Origin of the sequence: Pseudomonas sp. ok266, assembly GCF_900110195.1 — a bacterium.
GTDB lineage: Bacteria > Pseudomonadota > Gammaproteobacteria > Pseudomonadales > Pseudomonadaceae > Aquipseudomonas > Aquipseudomonas neuropathica.
Window position 1 is genome coordinate 241,711 of record NZ_FOCU01000007.1, and the last position, 16,489, is coordinate 258,199.

General features: G+C 59.6%; 12 protein-coding genes and 1 pseudogene. 8 read left to right on the forward strand and 5 right to left on the reverse strand.

Going from position 1 to position 16,489, the window contains the following annotated elements:
* Positions 1-30: 30 nt before the first annotated feature.
* From lon to BMY54_RS15125, 5 genes and pseudogenes are all read left to right on the forward strand, one after another.
* Complete coding sequence (lon, locus tag BMY54_RS15110) at positions 31-2,427, forward strand: endopeptidase La (protein ID WP_016986884.1); 2,397 nt, start codon at positions 31-33, stop codon at positions 2,425-2,427.
* 148 nt (positions 2,428-2,575) lie between these two features.
* Positions 2,576-2,848: an HU family DNA-binding protein gene (locus BMY54_RS15115; protein WP_003183171.1), complete on the forward strand. Its 273-nt coding sequence runs from the start codon at positions 2,576-2,578 to the stop codon at positions 2,846-2,848.
* 228 nt (positions 2,849-3,076) lie between these two features.
* Entirely contained in the window at positions 3,077-4,948 is a 1,872-nt protein-coding gene (locus BMY54_RS15120; RefSeq protein WP_093434052.1) for a SurA N-terminal domain-containing protein, read from the forward strand.
* Between the two features lie 615 nt (positions 4,949-5,563).
* Positions 5,564-5,728, forward strand: a pseudogene (locus tag BMY54_RS30900) (LysR family transcriptional regulator); the annotation flags it as partial.
* A 92-nt stretch (positions 5,729-5,820) separates the two neighbouring features.
* Positions 5,821-6,675, forward strand: a complete 855-nt coding sequence (locus BMY54_RS15125) for a DUF2242 domain-containing protein (RefSeq protein ID WP_093434055.1) — start codon at positions 5,821-5,823, stop codon at positions 6,673-6,675.
* Positions 6,676-7,079: 404 nt separating this feature from the next.
* Here BMY54_RS15125 and BMY54_RS15130 read toward each other — a convergent pair whose 3' ends face one another.
* Positions 7,080-8,120 carry an AraC family transcriptional regulator gene (locus tag BMY54_RS15130; protein WP_093434058.1) on the reverse strand — a complete coding sequence of 347 codons (1,041 nt, stop codon included), beginning with the start codon at positions 8,118-8,120 and terminating at the stop codon, positions 7,080-7,082.
* 3 nt (positions 8,121-8,123) lie between these two features.
* The gene (locus BMY54_RS15135) at positions 8,124-9,254 is read right to left on the reverse strand and encodes a carbon-nitrogen hydrolase family protein (RefSeq protein ID WP_093434061.1); all 1,131 of its coding nucleotides are present in this window, start codon (positions 9,252-9,254) and stop codon (positions 8,124-8,126) included.
* Between the two features lie 208 nt (positions 9,255-9,462).
* On the opposite strand from BMY54_RS15135, the gene BMY54_RS15140 reads away from it, so the two are divergent.
* On the forward strand, positions 9,463-11,502 hold the full coding sequence (locus BMY54_RS15140) for an NADPH-dependent 2,4-dienoyl-CoA reductase (RefSeq protein WP_093434064.1): 2,040 nt from the start codon (positions 9,463-9,465) through the stop codon (positions 11,500-11,502).
* Between the two features lie 200 nt (positions 11,503-11,702).
* Positions 11,703-12,629: a 1-aminocyclopropane-1-carboxylate deaminase/D-cysteine desulfhydrase gene (locus tag BMY54_RS15145; RefSeq protein ID WP_093434066.1), complete on the forward strand. Its 927-nt coding sequence runs from the start codon at positions 11,703-11,705 to the stop codon at positions 12,627-12,629.
* Between the two features lie 3 nt (positions 12,630-12,632).
* Here BMY54_RS15145 and BMY54_RS15150 read toward each other — a convergent pair whose 3' ends face one another.
* The 3 genes from BMY54_RS15150 to BMY54_RS15160 all read right to left on the reverse strand — a co-directional run bounded on the left by BMY54_RS15150 (position 12,633) and on the right by BMY54_RS15160 (position 15,452).
* The gene (locus BMY54_RS15150) at positions 12,633-13,181 is read right to left on the reverse strand and encodes a cytochrome b (RefSeq protein ID WP_093434069.1); all 549 of its coding nucleotides are present in this window, start codon (positions 13,179-13,181) and stop codon (positions 12,633-12,635) included.
* 190 nt (positions 13,182-13,371) lie between these two features.
* Positions 13,372-14,199 (reverse strand): phosphonoacetaldehyde hydrolase, encoded by an 828-nt coding sequence (phnX, locus tag BMY54_RS15155; RefSeq protein WP_093434071.1) that lies wholly within the window; start codon positions 14,197-14,199, stop codon positions 13,372-13,374.
* A gap of 143 nt (positions 14,200-14,342) precedes the next feature.
* On the reverse strand, positions 14,343-15,452 hold the full coding sequence (locus tag BMY54_RS15160; protein ID WP_093434074.1) for a 2-aminoethylphosphonate--pyruvate transaminase: 1,110 nt from the start codon (positions 15,450-15,452) through the stop codon (positions 14,343-14,345).
* A 112-nt stretch (positions 15,453-15,564) separates the two neighbouring features.
* Here BMY54_RS15160 and BMY54_RS15165 point away from each other — a divergent pair, with 112 nt between their 5' ends.
* Complete coding sequence (locus BMY54_RS15165; protein WP_093434077.1) at positions 15,565-16,425, forward strand: LysR substrate-binding domain-containing protein; 861 nt, start codon at positions 15,565-15,567, stop codon at positions 16,423-16,425.
* Positions 16,426-16,489: the final 64 nt, after the last annotated feature.

Consider the following 16,489-nt stretch of genomic DNA (forward strand, 5'->3'; position numbering starts at 1 on the left):
CGGCCATATGGCCGCCGTAGAGGCGAAATCATGAAGACAACCATCGAATTGCCTCTCCTGCCATTGCGTGATGTCGTGGTTTATCCGCACATGGTTATCCCGCTGTTCGTGGGGCGCGAGAAATCCATCGAAGCCCTCGAGGCCGCGATGACGGGCGACAAGCAGATCCTGCTGCTGGCCCAGAGAAACCCGGCTGACGATGATCCCGGTGAAGACGCTCTCTATCGCGTAGGTACCATCGCCACTGTTCTACAGCTGCTCAAGCTGCCTGACGGCACCGTCAAGGTTCTGGTCGAGGGTGAGCAGCGTGGCACCGTCGAGCGCTTCAGCGAAGTTGACGGCCACTGCCGTGCCGAAGTCTCGTTGATCGAAGAAGTCGACGCCGCCGAGCGCGAATCCGAAGTGTTCGTGCGCACACTGCTGTCGCAGTTCGAACAATACGTACAGTTGGGCAAGAAGGTCCCGGCTGAAGTCTTGTCGTCGCTCAACAGCATCGATGAGCCGGGTCGCCTGGTCGATACCATGGCGGCGCATATGGCGCTGAAAATCGAGCAGAAGCAGGAAATCCTCGAAATCATCGATTTGTCGGCTCGGGTCGAGCACGTTCTGGCGTTGCTGGATGCCGAGATCGATCTGCTGCAAGTCGAAAAACGCATTCGTGGCCGCGTCAAAAAGCAAATGGAGCGCAGTCAGCGCGAGTACTACCTGAATGAGCAGATGAAGGCCATTCAGAAAGAGCTCGGTGACAGCGACGAAGGCCACAACGAAATCGAAGACCTGAAGAAGCGTATCGACGCTGCCGGTCTGCCGAAAGACGCGTTGGCCAAAGCTACTGCCGAGCTCAACAAGCTCAAGCAGATGTCGCCGATGTCCGCTGAGGCCACCGTGGTGCGCTCGTACATCGACTGGCTGGTGCAAGTGCCGTGGAAAGCGCAGAGCAAGGTACGTCTGGACCTGGCGCGCGCAGAAGACATTCTCGATGCCGATCACTACGGTCTCGAAGAGGTCAAGGAACGTATCCTTGAATACCTCGCCGTGCAAAAACGCGTGAAGAAAATCCGTGGCCCGGTGTTGTGCCTGGTCGGTCCTCCGGGCGTGGGTAAAACCTCGCTGGCGGAGTCGATTGCCCATGCCACCAACCGCAAATTCGTGCGCATGGCCCTCGGTGGCGTGCGTGATGAAGCGGAAATTCGCGGTCACCGTCGGACTTACATCGGTTCGATGCCAGGAAGATTGATTCAAAAGATGACAAAAGTGGGTGTGCGCAACCCGCTGTTCTTGCTCGATGAAATCGACAAAATGGGCAGCGACATGCGTGGCGACCCGGCGTCGGCGTTGCTGGAAGTGCTCGATCCGGAGCAGAACCACAACTTCAACGACCATTATCTGGAAGTCGATTACGACCTCTCGGATGTGATGTTCCTGTGCACCTCGAACTCGATGAACATCCCGCCGGCGCTGCTCGACCGGATGGAAGTGATCCGTCTGCCTGGCTACACCGAAGACGAGAAGATCAACATCGCCGTCAAATACCTCTCGCCAAAGCAGATCGCCGCTAACGGTCTGAAAAAGGGCGAGCTGGAATTCGACGCGGAAGCGATCCGCGACATCATCCGTTACTACACCCGTGAAGCCGGTGTGCGTGGCCTCGAACGTCAGATCGCCAAGGTCTGCCGCAAGGCCGTTAAAGAGCACGCAATGGAAAAACGCTTCTCGGTGAAAGTGACAGCTGACCTGCTGGAACACTTCCTCGGGGTGCGCAAATTCCGCTACGGTCTGGCTGAGCAACAGGATCAGATCGGTCAGGTCACGGGCCTTGCCTGGACTCAGGTGGGTGGTGAATTGCTGACCATCGAAGCCGCGGTTGTGCCGGGTAAAGGTCAACTGATCAAGACCGGTTCGCTGGGCGACGTGATGGTCGAATCGATCACTGCCGCGCTCACTGTAGTGCGCAGCCGGGCCAAGAGTCTGGGCATTCCTCTGGACTTCCACGAGAAGCGTGACACGCACATCCACATGCCGGAAGGGGCGACGCCGAAAGACGGCCCTAGCGCTGGCGTAGGCATGTGTACGGCGCTGGTGTCGGCCTTGACCGGCATTCCGGTGCGCGCCGATGTCGCCATGACCGGTGAAATCACGCTGCGTGGTCAAGTGCTGGCGATTGGCGGTCTGAAGGAAAAACTGCTGGCGGCTCACCGCGGCGGAATCAAGATCGTGATTATTCCTGAAGAGAACGTACGTGATCTGAAGGAGATTCCTGACAATATCAAGCAGGATCTGCAGATTAAACCGGTTAAATGGATTGACGAGGTCCTGCAAATTGCGCTGCAATACGCGCCGGAGCCCTTGCCGGATGTGGCTCCGGAGATAGTTGCCAAGGACGAAAAACGTGAGTCTGACTCTAAGGAAAGAATTAGCACGCATTAATACGCTTTTGCCTGGGGGGCTTCCTTGACAGTTTTTTAGAGCCCTTGTTATAAAGCGGCTCTTAAGTGTCTGTAGGCCATTCAGCACTCGTTTTTGCTTTCACCAAAAAACTTAGAATCATCTCAAAATAGATATAAGGGGACTTAGAGTGAACAAGTCGGAACTGATTGATGCTATCGCTGCATCCGCTGATATCCCGAAAGCTGCTGCTGGCCGTGCGCTGGACGCTGTAATCGAATCCGTCACTGGCGCTCTGAAGGCTGGCGACTCCGTTGTTCTGGTTGGTTTCGGTACTTTCTCCGTGACGGACCGTCCGGCTCGTACCGGTCGTAACCCTCAAACCGGCAAGACTCTGGAAATCCCGGCTGCCAAGAAGCCAGGTTTCAAAGCCGGTAAAGCACTGAAAGAAGCTGTTAACTAAGTTTTCAGGTTTTTACCCATCCGGGTCGGGGTCATGCCTGACTTGGCAGCGGGGCGGTAGAGCAGGTCGCTGAAACAGTGGCCTGTAACGCCGGGATCGAGGGTTCGAGCCCTGTCCGCTCCGCCAGTTACGAGAAGGCGCATCCTCGGATGCGCCTTTCTTCTATCCGGATTCTACCCACGCTCCACGGTTGCCTAATTTTGAAGTTCAACCGTTTCTGGGGGACGCATGCTGCAGAATATCAGGGACAATTCACAAGGCTGGATTGCCAAGACCATTATCGGGGTCATCGTTGCACTGATGGCTCTGACCGGTTTCGACGCCATTTTCCAGGCCACGACTCACAAGAATGAGGCGGCCAAGGTCAACGGTGATGAAATCAGCCAGAACGAGCTGAGCCAGGCCGTTGATATGCAACGCCGTCAGCTGATGCAACAGCTGGGCAAGGACTTCGATGCTTCCTTGCTCGACGAGAAAATGCTGCGCGAATCGGCCCTCAAGGGTCTGATCGATCGCAAGCTGCTGCTGCAAGGTGCAGAACAAGCGAAATTCGCTTTCTCCGAAGGCGCACTGGACCAAGTGATCCTGCAGACACCTGAATTCCAGGTGGACGGCAAGTTCAGCTCCGACCGTTTCGACCAGGTGATCCGTCAACTGGGTTACAGCCGTATGCAATTCCGTCAGATGCTGGCTCAGGAAATGCTGATCGGCCAACTGCGTGCCGGTGTGGCAGGCAGCGGTTTCGTCACTGACGCCGAAGTGCTGGCATTCGCCCGTCTGGAAAAACAGACCCGCGATTTCGCGACCCTGAACGTCAAGGCTGACCCGGCGGCGGTCAAACTGACCGACGACGAGGTCAAGGCTTACTACGACGAGCACGCCAAGGAGTTCATGACTCCGGATCAAGTGATCATCGATTACGTAGAACTGAAGAAGTCTTCGTTCTTCGATCAGGTTGCCGTCAAGGACGAAGACCTGCAGGCGGCGTATCAGAAAGAGATCGCCAACCTGTCGGAACAGCGTCGTGCCGCGCACATTCTGATCGAAGTGAACGACAAGACCACCGAGGCTCAGGCCAAGGCGAAGATTGAAGACGTTCAGGCGCGTCTGGCCAAGGGCGAGAAGTTCGAAGCGCTGGCCAAAGAGTTCTCGCAGGATCCAGGTTCGGCCAATAACGGCGGTGACCTCGGTTATGCAGGCCCTGGCGTTTACGATCCGGCGTTCGAAAAAGCCTTGTACTCCTTGTCGAAAGACCAGGTGTCCGAGCCGATTCGTACCGACTTCGGTTATCACTTGATCAAGCTGTTGGGTGTGGAAGCGCCTGAAGTGCCGACCCTGGCCAGCCTGAAAGACAAGCTGACCCGCGAGCTGAAAGCCGCTCAGGTCGAGCAGCGTTTTGTCGAGGCGACCAAGCAACTGGAAGACTCCGCATTCGAAGCGTCTGACCTGGCTCAGCCAGCGGCGGATCTGAAGCTGACCGTGCACACCTCCAAGCCGTTCGGCCGTGAAGGTGGCGAAGGTGTTGCGGCGAACCGCGCCGTGGTTGCTGCTGCGTTCAGCACCGAAGTGATCGACGAAGGTGCCAATAGCACCGCCATCGAGCTGGATCCGGAAACCGTGATCGTGCTGCGTTCCAAGGAACACCTCAAGCCTGCGCAACTGCCGCTGGAAAACGTGAGTGCGGCGATCCGCACCCAGTTGACCAAAGAGCACGCCAGCGCGGCTGCCAAGACCAAGGCCGAGAAGCTGATCGCTGATCTGCGCGATGGCAAGGCGCCGTTGGACAAGGCGGTTGATGGTCAGAACTGGAAAGCTACCGAAGCGGCCACCCGTGGTCAGGAAGGTGTTGATCCGGCGGTGCTGCAAGCGTTGTTCCGTATGCCGAAGCCGGCTGCCAAGGACAAGCCGACGTTCACCAGCGTGACGTTGCCGGATGGCAGTCTGATGATCGTGCGTCTGAATGGTGTTAACGAAGCGGCGGCGCCGACGGATGAAGAGAAGGTTCAGTACCGTCGTTTCCTTGCTTCGCGTGAGGGGCAGCAGGACTTTGCTGCTTATCGCAAGCAGTTGGAAGCTCAGGCGGACATCAAGCGGTTTTGATGGTTGACTGAGATGTGATGAGAGCCCCGGCCTGATAGGTCGGGGCTTTTTTTTGGGCTTTGGGTAGTGGCGGCCTTTGGGCCGACCATGTTCTTGGGGTTTTGGGTGAATATCCGTTGCTGCGGGTGTTGCGGCTGGCGGTTTCGCCCTTACGGCGAGTCCCTTTGGCAAACGCCCCAAAGGAACCAAAGGTCTTTGCCCTGACGTTCGGCCCACTCGCTAAAGCTCGGGGTTCCTTCGCTGCGGGATTGATCCGGGCGCAGCGTCTCCGGTTTGCTTCGCTGCACCTACTCCCGCTGTGTTTGGCTTCGCCAAACGGTCGCTGCGCTCCCACGCCCGGATCAAGCCCTCCACTCAGCCTGCCGACGGGCCTTCAGATCAAGATCAAAAGCTGCAGCCGAGCTAACGCTCATCCTGTGAGTGGTGAGGAGCAAAAGCCGCATGCGTTCTGCTGTTGCTCTTCTGTGTGCGAGCCTGCTCGCGAAGGCGGCCTGACAGCCGAGCTGTTTTTTGCGGATGTACTCATTTTTCAATTGTAGGAGCGAGCCTGCTCGCGATAGCGGTCTGCCAATCGACCCATTTTCCGTCGTTCATGAGCCGGCATCCATGTGCAGAGTTGACGAGGCTCAAGGCCGTTTGCGTCGCGTGCTTGATACGCATCTGGAACACACCGGACAGTTCTGGGTCCTATGGCCATCCAGTCGCCACGCCACGGCAAAGTTGCGCGTGTTCATCGATCATCTGGCATTGCGACTTTTTCCCGCAACTGAAGGTCGATAGAGTTGTAACTGCTTTAAGACACTAATCCATGCGCCGCCGGGGCGTGATCTGTTGCACAATACGCCCCGGACTGTTTTCTCTCAGGATGTTCAATGTTGATTTCCACTCCCATGCGTGTTGTCGGGTTGGCGCTGTTGTTGACCGCTGTTGCCGGCTGTTCGAAAGACAAGCCGATGTATGAGCATGAGAACTTCGATGACTCCGGTACGTTTTCGCGCAATTACCCGGTGACCGACGCGGTCAGTTGCGAAGCGGCGCGCCGTGCATTGCTTAGCCAGGGCTACATCATCACCAGCAGTGACCCGAAACTGGTCAGTGGCCACAAGAGCTTCCAGCAAACCGGCGACACCCACATGGAGATCAGCTTCAACGTGGTCTGCGCCGATGACGGCAGTGTCGGGCACCATGCGACGATGTTCGCCAACGCCTTGCAGGATCGTTATGCGCTGAAGAAGACCAACAACTCGGCCAGCCTCGGCGTGGGTGTGTTGGGCTCGGTGTCGATGCCGATCGGCTCGTCCGACGATTCGATGGTCAAAGTCGCCAGCGAGACGGTGACGGCACAGAAGTTCTACGAGCGTTTCTTTACCCTGGTCGAGCAGTTCCTGCCGACGGATGCGAAGAAAGCTGCGCACATTGAAGAGAAACCGAAGACTGACCTCGGCGTGCCTGAGGCGAAGCCTGCTCCGGCAGCGCTGGTGCCAGCGCCGACTCCAACGCCTGCGCCCGCCGCAACCCCGGCGCCTGCAGCGGAGCCCGCTCCCGCACCTGCCGAGACCGCACCCGTGACGTCTGAACCGGTTGCGCCACCGGCAGAGGCCGCGCCGATCACTCCGGCGCCGAGTGCAGAATCTGCACCGGCGACCGAAACCATCACGCCACCGGCCAACCCGGATATCCCCCCGCCATCCGAGCCGATTCCGGCGATGCCAGCGTCCGGCCAATAATCCAGCCTCACAGCAACCCCTGTGGGAGCGAGCTTGCTCGCGAAAGCGTCGGAACATTCAGCACGCATGTGACTGACTGGCCGCCTTCGCGAGCAAGCTCGCTCCCACAGTAGTTTTTGGGGTGGCTTAAAATCTCGTTACATTCCCCTGACAAAAGTCCTGCGATAAATTCCTGACCACCTGCTACGTTTTATTCATGAAGGCCGGGTTTCACTTTTCCTTCATACGAGCACGTTAAGCTCGAGACACTGGGCATTTGCTCAGGCCCATTCAAGAGAGCAGCAGGGGGATTACACGATGGATGAATATCAAGAAGAGCTGCTCGAATACCAGGCCTTTGAACTGGACCAACCCGAGCCAGCCGAAGACGCCACCGAGCTTTAACTTGCAGCTTGCAGCTGCCTTCAGGCCGTTTTGCGGTGACTGCGGCGGAATTCTCCTGGCGTCTGACCGCTCCAGCGTTTGAAGGCGCGCTGGAAGGCTTCGGCTGAGGCAAAACCCAGCAGGTAGGCGATTTCACCGAATGCCAGTTCGGTATCGCGGATGTAAGTCATCGCCAGGTCCCGGCGAGTATCATTGAGGATTGCGCGAAACTGCGTGCCTTCCTCGGCCAGTTTGCGCCGCAACGTCCAGGTCGGCAGCTTCAGGCGTGCCGCCACTTCTTCCAGGTCGGGTTCCCGGCCACCATTGAGCAATGGCCCCAACAGTTGAGTGATGCGTTCACGCAGGCTGCGGGTGCGAGTCAATTGCTCCAGCTCGCGTTCACACAGTTGCAGCAGATGCCGCCAGGTACTCGGGCAATGCTCGGGATTGCGCTGTGCGAGGCTGTTCAGGCTCAGGCGCAGTTGATTGCCCTCGGCACCGAACTGGATCGGGCAATCCCCCAGCAAGTCGTACGCCTCGCGGTAATCCGGCTCATCGAATTCGATTTCAATGCGTTCGGCGCGCAGCGGTTCGCGGCTGACACTGGAGAGCTGATGCAGCCATCCGGCAATGATCGAGTCCACGACAAAACGGTTATAGGCGTTGTACGGGCTGATCGAATAGAAACGCAGCCACGCGCCATGGGCATCTTCATGGAAACTGGACTGACCGCGATAGTTGGAACCGTACAACGCCTCGAAACGGATCAGGCAGCGCGCGGCTTCTCGCACGGTTGGCGCCTGTGCGGCGGTAACGCCGGCCAGCCCGGCCTGACTCAGGCGACTGAGCTGGCCCATGCGCAGGCCCAGCGCCGAATCGCCGGTCAACTGAATCGCCGCGTGGCCCAGGCGCATATAGCGCGGAATCGACAAACGCGCCCCGGCCTCGGCCAGTCGCGCGGCGTCCAGACCATATTGCTCCAGCAACGACTGCGGATCCGCCCCATGACTGCGCACGGCGTCGGCGAGGCTGTGAACAAAGCCCACCGACAGGTCCCCGAGGCGCATCGGCAGGGGCTTCATGGCTTACAACCAGATGTTCAACAAACGCGCGCCCCGGGCATCGCCATCGGCGAACTGCTGACCGTTGCTGCTGAGGAAACTCTGACCGGCACTGGCCTTGTCCCAGAACTGCCCGCGCAGGAACACACTGATGCCGGCAATCGCTCGACTGCTCGGTGGTTGCGCGGTCAGTGTCAGTCGATGCCAGGCTTGTCCTTCGGTGACTTCACCGGGTTTTAGGCTGACCGACCCCGGTGTGCTTGAACCTTTGTAACCGCGCCATGGCTGATTCCACGCACCTTGACCGAATACCTGCGCCGGTACCGCGACCAATTGTGCGTTTTGCTCGTCGAGTTTGCGGTAATTGTCGGGGTACCAACTGTCGCTACCAATCAATACGCCAAGGCGTCCGGCCGGGGTGTCGACCACGTTGAGCGCGTGTTTGTCTGCGCTTTCGAGCACTTCGCGCTGATCGAATACCGGGTGCATCTGCCGTTGCGGCTGGCCCAGCGGCACGCCATCGCGGCCGAACACCACGCTGCTGTTGAACAGGGCACCGCTACCGGGTTTGAGCTGGCCATCGCGAACGCTGGGTTCCGGTAACACGATCGAGCCGGCCACCAGGGTCACGTGAAATTCTTTGGCCAGACCACCGAACAGCGCCTGGTAATCCTTGGCCATCGCCTTGGCTTTCATCCGCAGGTACGCGTCGTTGAGGCGGTCGCTGCCGTTGGCGCTGAGCCAGGCGCGGGCGAACAGCAAGGGATTGCTCGCCGCCAGCCAGTTCATCGCCTCGGCGAGGCTCGGGGCCTGATACAGCTCGTCTTTCTCGCCGCTGAGCAGCAGCCAGGTGCCGACGTTCTCCGGCAGCACCACGACGGTTTTATCGTTCAGCAGGCCTTGATCCTGGGCTTGCTGCAGATAGGCTGCGAGTTTGCGGTGCAAGCGCTCGGGGTTTTGATAATCGGTGGGAAACAGCTCGGGCTGGATGCCCAGCAGATTGCCACGATCGGCGGGGATGCCCTGATCGACCGCCACTTTAATGCGTAAGTCCGACAGGTAATGGCCCGCCGGCCGGTCCGCCGCCCACATGGCGTAGGTGGTCAGGGCGGCGATGAGGGCCATGGAGAAAAACAGGTACAAAAGTTTGCGCATGAAAACCAACAGCTACCGGGTACAGGGTATGGCGACTAGGGTAGGGCCCATGGAGCTGATTGCCAAGGGGCGCTGCGCATTTGGATCAATAAGTTGTCAGTTACGGTCATTGAGTGACAGCGATGCGACTCTTAGTCTGTCGAACATGACTGACGGGAGCCGCAGAGCGCCCGCAACTTTTCCGTGATTGCTCGTTGTGGAGTTACCGATGACCGCCGCTCACTACCCGCACCTGTTGGCCCCGCTGGACCTGGGATTCACCACGCTGCGCAACCGCACCCTGATGGGTTCGATGCACACCGGTTTGGAAGAAAAACCGGGCGGTTTCGAGCGCATGGCGGCGTACTTCGCCGAACGTGCCCGGGGCGGCGTTGGCCTGATGGTTACTGGCGGTATCGGCCCGAACGACGAGGGCGGCGTGTACTCCGGGGCGGCCAAGCTGACCACCGAGGAAGAAGCGCTCAAGCACCGCATCGTCACCCGCGCGGTGCACGACGCGGGCGGCAAGATTTGCATGCAGATCCTCCACGCCGGGCGTTATGCCTACAGCCCGAAACAAGTCGCGCCGAGCGCGATTCAGGCCCCGATCAACCCGTTCAAGCCCAAAGAACTGGACGAGGAAGGCATCGAGAAACAGATCAGCGATTTCGTCACCTGTTCGGTACTGGCGCAAACCGCCGAGTATGACGGTGTCGAGATCATGGGCTCGGAAGGTTATTTCATTAACCAGTTCCTCGCCGCACACACCAACCACCGCACCGACCGCTGGGGCGGCAGCTACGAAAACCGCATGCGCCTGCCGGTGGAAATCGTTCGTCGTGTGCGCGAGGCGGTAGGGCCGAACTTCATCATTATTTTCCGTCTGTCGATGCTCGACCTGGTCGAGGGCGGCAGCACCTGGGACGAGATCGTTACCCTGGCCAAAGCCATCGAGCAGGCCGGCGCAACCATCATCAACACCGGCATCGGCTGGCACGAAGCGCGGATCCCGACCATCGCCACCAAAGTGCCGCGTGCGGCATTCAGCAAGGTCACCGCCAAGCTGCGCGGTTCGGTGAAGATTCCGCTGATCACCACCAACCGCATCAACACCCCGGAAATCGCCGAGCAGATTCTGGCTGAAGGCGATGCCGATATGGTCTCGATGGCGCGGCCGTTCCTCGCCGACCCGGACTTCGTCAACAAGGCCGCTGAAGGCCGCGCTGACGAAATCAACACCTGTATCGGTTGCAACCAGGCGTGCCTCGATCACACCTTCGGCGGCAAGCTGACCAGTTGCCTGGTCAATCCGCGTGCCTGCCATGAAACCGAACTCAATTATCTGCCGGTGCAGCAGATCAAGAAAATCGCTGTGGTTGGCGCCGGCCCTGCCGGTTTGTCCGCCGCGACCGTGGCTGCCGAGCGTGGCCATCAAGTGACTCTGTTCGATTCGGCCAGCGAAATCGGCGGCCAGTTCAACATCGCCAAACGCGTGCCGGGCAAGGAAGAGTTCTTCGAAACCCTGCGTTACTTCAAACGCAAGTTGCAGACCACGAATGTCGAGGTGTGCCTGAACACCCGCGTCGATGTCGCGAAACTGGTGGAAGGCGGTTACGACGAGATCATCCTCGCCACTGGCATTGCACCGCGCGTGCCGGCAATTCCGGGTGTCGAGAATGCCAAGGTGCTGAGCTACCTGGACGTGATCCTTGAGCGCAAGCCGGTGGGTAAACGCGTGGCGGTGATTGGCGCCGGCGGTATCGGTTTTGACGTCTCGGAATTCCTCGTTCACCAAGGCGTGGCCACCAGCCAGGATCGCGCCGCGTTCTGGAAAGAGTGGGGCATCGATACGCAACTCGAAGCCCGTGGGGGTGTGGCCGGGATCAAAGCCGCACCGCACGCGCCGGCCCGCGAAGTGTTTCTGTTGCAGCGCAAGAAAACCAAGGTCGGCGATGGTCTGGGTAAAACCACTGGCTGGATTCACCGTACCGGTCTGAAGAACAAACAGGTGCAGATGCTCAACAGCGTTGAATACCTGAGCATCGATGACCAAGGCCTGCATATCCGCATCGGCGAAACCGGCGAGCCGCAAGTGCTGGCGGTGGACAACATCGTGATTTGCGCGGGGCAGGATCCGCTGCGTGAATTGCATGACGGTCTGGTGGAAGCGGGGCAGAACGTGCACCTGATCGGTGGTGCCGATGTCGCGGCCGAGCTGGATGCCAAACGCGCGATCAACCAAGGCTCGCGCCTCGCTGCTGAACTTTAAGCTCCACCGCTGAACCTGTGGGAGCTAGCCTGCTCGCGAAGGCATCGTGTCAGTCGACATATATATTGACTGACACTCCGCTTTCGCGAGCAAGCTCGCTCCCACAGGATTTGTGCACATCGTGAACCTTGTGAGCCTGCTCGCGATGGCTGCTTGTGAGCGATTAGAATGCTGGCTCTGTCCAGATCGAATCGCCGCTCATGCTTTTGCCTCCCACCGATTGGCTACCCCAAGCCCCTCTTGAACACCTTCACCTCGACTGGCTCGCAAACGCCGGCATTGAAATGGCCATCCTGCGCCTCGACCAGATCGACCCGCTGATCAGCGGCAACAAATGGTTCAAACTCGTCGAACACCTCAAAGCCGCCGACCGTATGGGTGCCGAGGGCATCATCAGTCTCGGCGGTGCGCACTCCAATCATCTGCACGCGTTGGCGGCGACGGGGAAACGGCTGGGCTTCCAAACCGTGGGGCTGCTGCGCGGGCATGCGCAGGAAACTCCCACGGTGCTGGATCTGCAGGCGTTTGGCATGCAATTGCATTGGTTGGGTTATGGCGGTTATCGCGCGCGCAACGAGCCGGGATTCTGGCAACCCTGGCACGAGCAATACCCCAATCTGCAAGCGGTTCCTGAGGGGGGAGGTGGACTTGCAGGGGCGCTCGGTTGTGCAGCCATCAAGGAACAGGCGCAAGCGCAATTACCTGCGCTGGGCTGGAGCGACTTTCACGGTTGGTGGCTGGCCTGCGGCACCGGGACGACACTCGCCGGACTGGTCCTCGCCGAGGCGGGTGCGCACCGGGTCTATGGCGCGTTGGCAGTCCCTGAGGATCACGGCGTGGCGCCGCAGGTCGAGTCGATTATGCGGTCAGCCGGACTGGCCACTGCCGACTATGAGTTGATCGATGCCAGCCGTGGCGGTTTTGCCAAGGTTGATCCGCTGCTGCTCGCGTTCATTGAGCAGACCGAGCAGGCCAGCGGCGTCCCACTGGAGCCGCTGTACACCGGTAAGGCGTTGCTGGCGCTCAAGCAGCAGGTGGAGGCAGGCAGGTTCGCGCCCGGCACGCGGCTGATCTTCATTCATACCGGAGGCTTGCAGGGCCGGCGTGGGTTCAGCGCCAGCCGCTGATATTCAACCGCGTTTGGGCATCATCCGCAGCAGCGTGTTATCGCCCACCACATAGTGGTGATAAATCCCCGCCAGTGCATGCAGGCCGATCAACCAGTAGCCGATCGTGGCGATCAGCACATGCCAGTGTTCGACCTGCTTGGCGAAGGCTTTGTTTTCCGCCACCAATAGCGGTAGGTCAAAGCCATAGAACATCACTTGATGTCCTTCGGCGCTGGTGATCAGCCAGCCCAGGATCGGCATGCTGATCATGAACAGGTACAAAGCCCAGTGCATCAGCCGCGCCAGCACGGTTTGCCATTGTGGTGAGGCGGGGAAGATTTTCGGCGCCGGACCAATGCTGCGCGCGAGCAGGCGAAACCACACCAGCACAAACACGGTCAGGCCGAGCATGTAGTGCACTTCGCGGATCAGCGTGCGCCCGCCACTGCCTTTGGGAAACAGACCGCGCAACTCCATGCTGGCGTACACCAGCACCAACAGGACCAGCATCAGCCAGTGCAACAGGACCGAGACGGTGCTGTAGCGGGATTCGGAACTTGTCCACGGCATACGGTGTTTCCTCACAGATCAGGGTTCAAACCTGCCGTTCTTGGGCGACGGCATGCTTTAACTGTAATCCGCTTTGGCGGATTTGCCTGAGGCTGATCGGACTTTCAGCGCTCTGAATCGGGGCTTTGCCAATAAAAAACGCCAGTGTCGGCAAGACACTGGCGTTTTTCTTTGCAGCAAGCGGCAGGAATCAGCTCGATTGCGGCATCTCACCGTTGGCCAGACGCTTGTTGATGTCGGCGATGACTTCCGGCAAATCGGTAATGGTGTCGATCATGTAATGCGGGCGCGAGCCTTCGAACAGCGCGTGAATGCGTTTGCGCTCGCTGGCCAGTTCATCGCTGCCCAAGGCGCGGAAACCGGCGTAATCCAGACCCAGTGCGTTGCCTGAGCAGATCAGCGCCACGGTCCACATCCCGGCGCGGCGGCCTTCGAGAATGCCCGGCACGGTGTCATCGATCTTCACGCACGCTGCGACATCGTCGATGCCCAGCGCGATCACGTTGGCCAGTGCCTGAGCCGGCCACGGACGGCCATTTGGCACTTCGTCGGTGGCAACCACATGATCAGCGACGTAGCCGTTGGTGGCGGCCAGTTCGACGACCTTGTCCATCACCTGCTTCGGGTAGCCGGAACAGGAGCCGATCTTGATGCCTTGCTGACGCAGATTGGCGATGGTTTCCAGTGCGCCGGGAATCAGCGCCGAGTGTTCGGCGATCTTCTCGATCTGCAGCGGCATGAAGCGGTTGTAGATGGCGGTGACGTCATCGTCGGTCGGCGTGCGGCCGAACGCCTTGCGATAACGCTCGGCCACTTGCGGCTGATCGCAGAGGGTGCGGATGTGGTCCCACTTGCCCATGCCCATCGGGCCACGCGCTTCTTCGATGGAGACCTGCACGTCGAATTCGGCGAAGGCCTCGACGAAAATCTGCGTGGGTGCGAACGAGCCGAAATCGACCACGGTGCCGGCCCAGTCGAGGATCGCGGCTTGCAGTTTGTTTGGATTGACGTAGTTCATGTTGATCAAATTCCTGAGTTGGCAATGCAATTCAAATGTAGGAGTGAGCCTGCTCGCGATAGCGGTTGATCATTCAACATCTTCGTCGACTGACACGGCCTCATCGCGAGCAGGCTCACTCCTACAGGGGATTGGTGGTGTTCTTAGATTTCGAGGACTTCCATCTCGCGCAGCACTTCGCCGATCGCGGCAACGGCCTGGCGCATTTCGCCCGGGTTGACGTGACCGATGCAGCCGACGCGGAAGGTCTCGACCTGAGTCAATTTGCCCGGATAAAGGATGTAACCCTTGGCCTTCACGCGTTCGTAGAAATCCTTGAACTGGTAGCGCGGATCTTGCGGCGCATGGAACGTGGCGATGATCGGCGCTTGAATCGCCGCTGGCAGGAAGCTGCGCAAACCGAGTTTGCCCATCTCGTCCATCAGCGCCTGGCAGTTGGCGGCATAACGCGCATGGCGTGCCGGCAGGCCACCTTCTTCGTTGTATTGCAGCAGCGCTTCGTGCAGCGCCGCGACCACGTGAGTCGGCGGGGTGAAGCGCCATTGACCGGTTTTCATCATGTAAGCGTGCTGGTCGTACAGGTCCATCGCCAGCGAGTGCGAATTGCCAGCGGCTGCGGCCAAAGACTCTTTGCGAGCGAAGACAAAACCCATCCCCGGTACGCCTTCCAGGCATTTGCCGGAAGCGGCGATCAGTGCGTCGAACGGCACTTTCTGCGCGTCCACCGGCAGTGCGCCAAAGGAACTCATGGCGTCGATGATCAAGCGTTTGCCGTGTTGCGCGACGACCTGGGCAATCTCCGGCAGCGGATTGAGAATCCCGGTGCTGGTTTCGCAGTGGATCAGGGCGACGTGGGTAATATTGCTGTCGGCGCGCAGCAAGCGGTCGACGTCGGCGGCGGTGGTCGGTTCATCTTCAGCGGTTTCGAAGGTGCTGAATGAGCGACCGAGCACTTCGCAAATCTTCGCCAGACGCTTGCCGTAGGCGCCGTTGATCAGCACCAGGACTTTGCCGTCACGCGGCACCAATGTGCCGATGGCCGCTTCAACAGCGAAGGTGCCGCTGCCCTGTAAGGGTACGCAGTGGTGAGTCGCGGCGCCGTTGAGGATCGCCAGCAGTTGTTCGCAAAGGCTGGCGGTCAGTTGATTGAAGCGGTCATCCCATGACCCCCAGTCGACCATCATCGCCTGGCGGGTGCGGGCCGAAGTGGTCAACGGGCCGGGAGTGAGCAGGATGGGTTCGGCAATACTCATTCGTGTGTCCTCGGATAGCGCTGTGGGATGAAGCTACGGGGCATACGTTGCAATTCGCCGTTGCATCAATCAAATTGTTTGTTGTTATGCCAGCCATCAGTGAGAGTTATTCATGAACCTGTTCCAGCTCCGCGCCTTCGACGCCGTGGCCCGTGAAGGCAGCTTCACCCGTGCCGCCGCGCGCTTGTTCATCAGTCAGCCGGCGGTTACCGGGCACATCAAGGCGCTGGAAGAGCACTACCAGATCACCCTGTTGCGGCGCACCGCGCGACGGGTGGAACTGACCGAGGAGGGCACCAAACTCGCGGCGATTACCCGCGCGATGTTTGGCCTCGCGGAAGAGGCGCAGACGATGCTTGAGGCCAATCGACAGTTGCTGACAGGGCGGCTGGAAGTGGCGGCGGACGGGCCGCACATGGTCATGCCGATGTTGGCCAGCCTGCGTGCACGCTATCCGGGAATCACGGTGAACCTGCGCTTGGGCAATGCCCAGGAAACCCTCGCTGCATTGTTGTCGGAACACGCCGATGTGGCGGTGTTGACCGAAGTGGAGCCGCGCAAAGGCCTGCACCTGCAGGCATTGAGCGAATCACGGATTTGCGCGTTGGTGCCGGCAGGGCACCCGTGGGCGATGCGCGCCGGAGAAGTGAAACTCAAGGAACTGGATCAGGTGATCATGGTGCTCCGTGAGCCGAGTTCGATCACCCGTCGTACGTTTGATGAGGCCTGTGCGCAGGCGTCGATCCATCCGCGCGTGTTGCTGGAACTGGACAGCCGTGAGGCGGTGACCGAAGCGGTGGCGGCCGAGTTGGGCGTTGGCGTGGTGTCATCGGTGGAGGTCAGCCATGACCCGCGGGTGATGGCGATTCCGATTGCCGGGGCAGGGCTGGTCAATCGGCACATGATCGGCTGCATGGAGCGGCGGCGGGAGTTGCGCTTGATACAGGCGTTCTTTGGTCTGGCGCCGGCCTGATACACCGAGTCGCTCCCTTCGCGAGCAAGCTCCCTTCGCGAGCAAGCTCGCTCCCACATTTGGA

Coding starts and splice junctions, on each gene's coding strand:
- BMY54_RS15125 (WP_093434055.1), top strand. CDS start 5,821: ATGTTGATTTCCACTCCCATGCGTGTTGTCGGGTTGGCGCTGTTGTTG.
- phnX (WP_093434071.1), bottom strand. CDS start 14,199: ATGAACTACGTCAATCCAAACAAACTGCAAGCCGCGATCCTCGACTGG.
- BMY54_RS15145 (WP_093434066.1), top strand. CDS start 11,703: ATGCTTTTGCCTCCCACCGATTGGCTACCCCAAGCCCCTCTTGAACAC.
- lon (WP_016986884.1), top strand. CDS start 31: ATGAAGACAACCATCGAATTGCCTCTCCTGCCATTGCGTGATGTCGTG.
- BMY54_RS15160 (WP_093434074.1), bottom strand. CDS start 15,452: ATGAGTATTGCCGAACCCATCCTGCTCACTCCCGGCCCGTTGACCACT.
- BMY54_RS15165 (WP_093434077.1), top strand. CDS start 15,565: ATGAACCTGTTCCAGCTCCGCGCCTTCGACGCCGTGGCCCGTGAAGGC.
- BMY54_RS15130 (WP_093434058.1), bottom strand. CDS start 8,120: ATGAAGCCCCTGCCGATGCGCCTCGGGGACCTGTCGGTGGGCTTTGTT.
- BMY54_RS15120 (WP_093434052.1), top strand. CDS start 3,077: ATGCTGCAGAATATCAGGGACAATTCACAAGGCTGGATTGCCAAGACC.
- BMY54_RS15150 (WP_093434069.1), bottom strand. CDS start 13,181: ATGCCGTGGACAAGTTCCGAATCCCGCTACAGCACCGTCTCGGTCCTG.
- BMY54_RS15140 (WP_093434064.1), top strand. CDS start 9,463: ATGACCGCCGCTCACTACCCGCACCTGTTGGCCCCGCTGGACCTGGGA.
- BMY54_RS15135 (WP_093434061.1), bottom strand. CDS start 9,254: ATGCGCAAACTTTTGTACCTGTTTTTCTCCATGGCCCTCATCGCCGCC.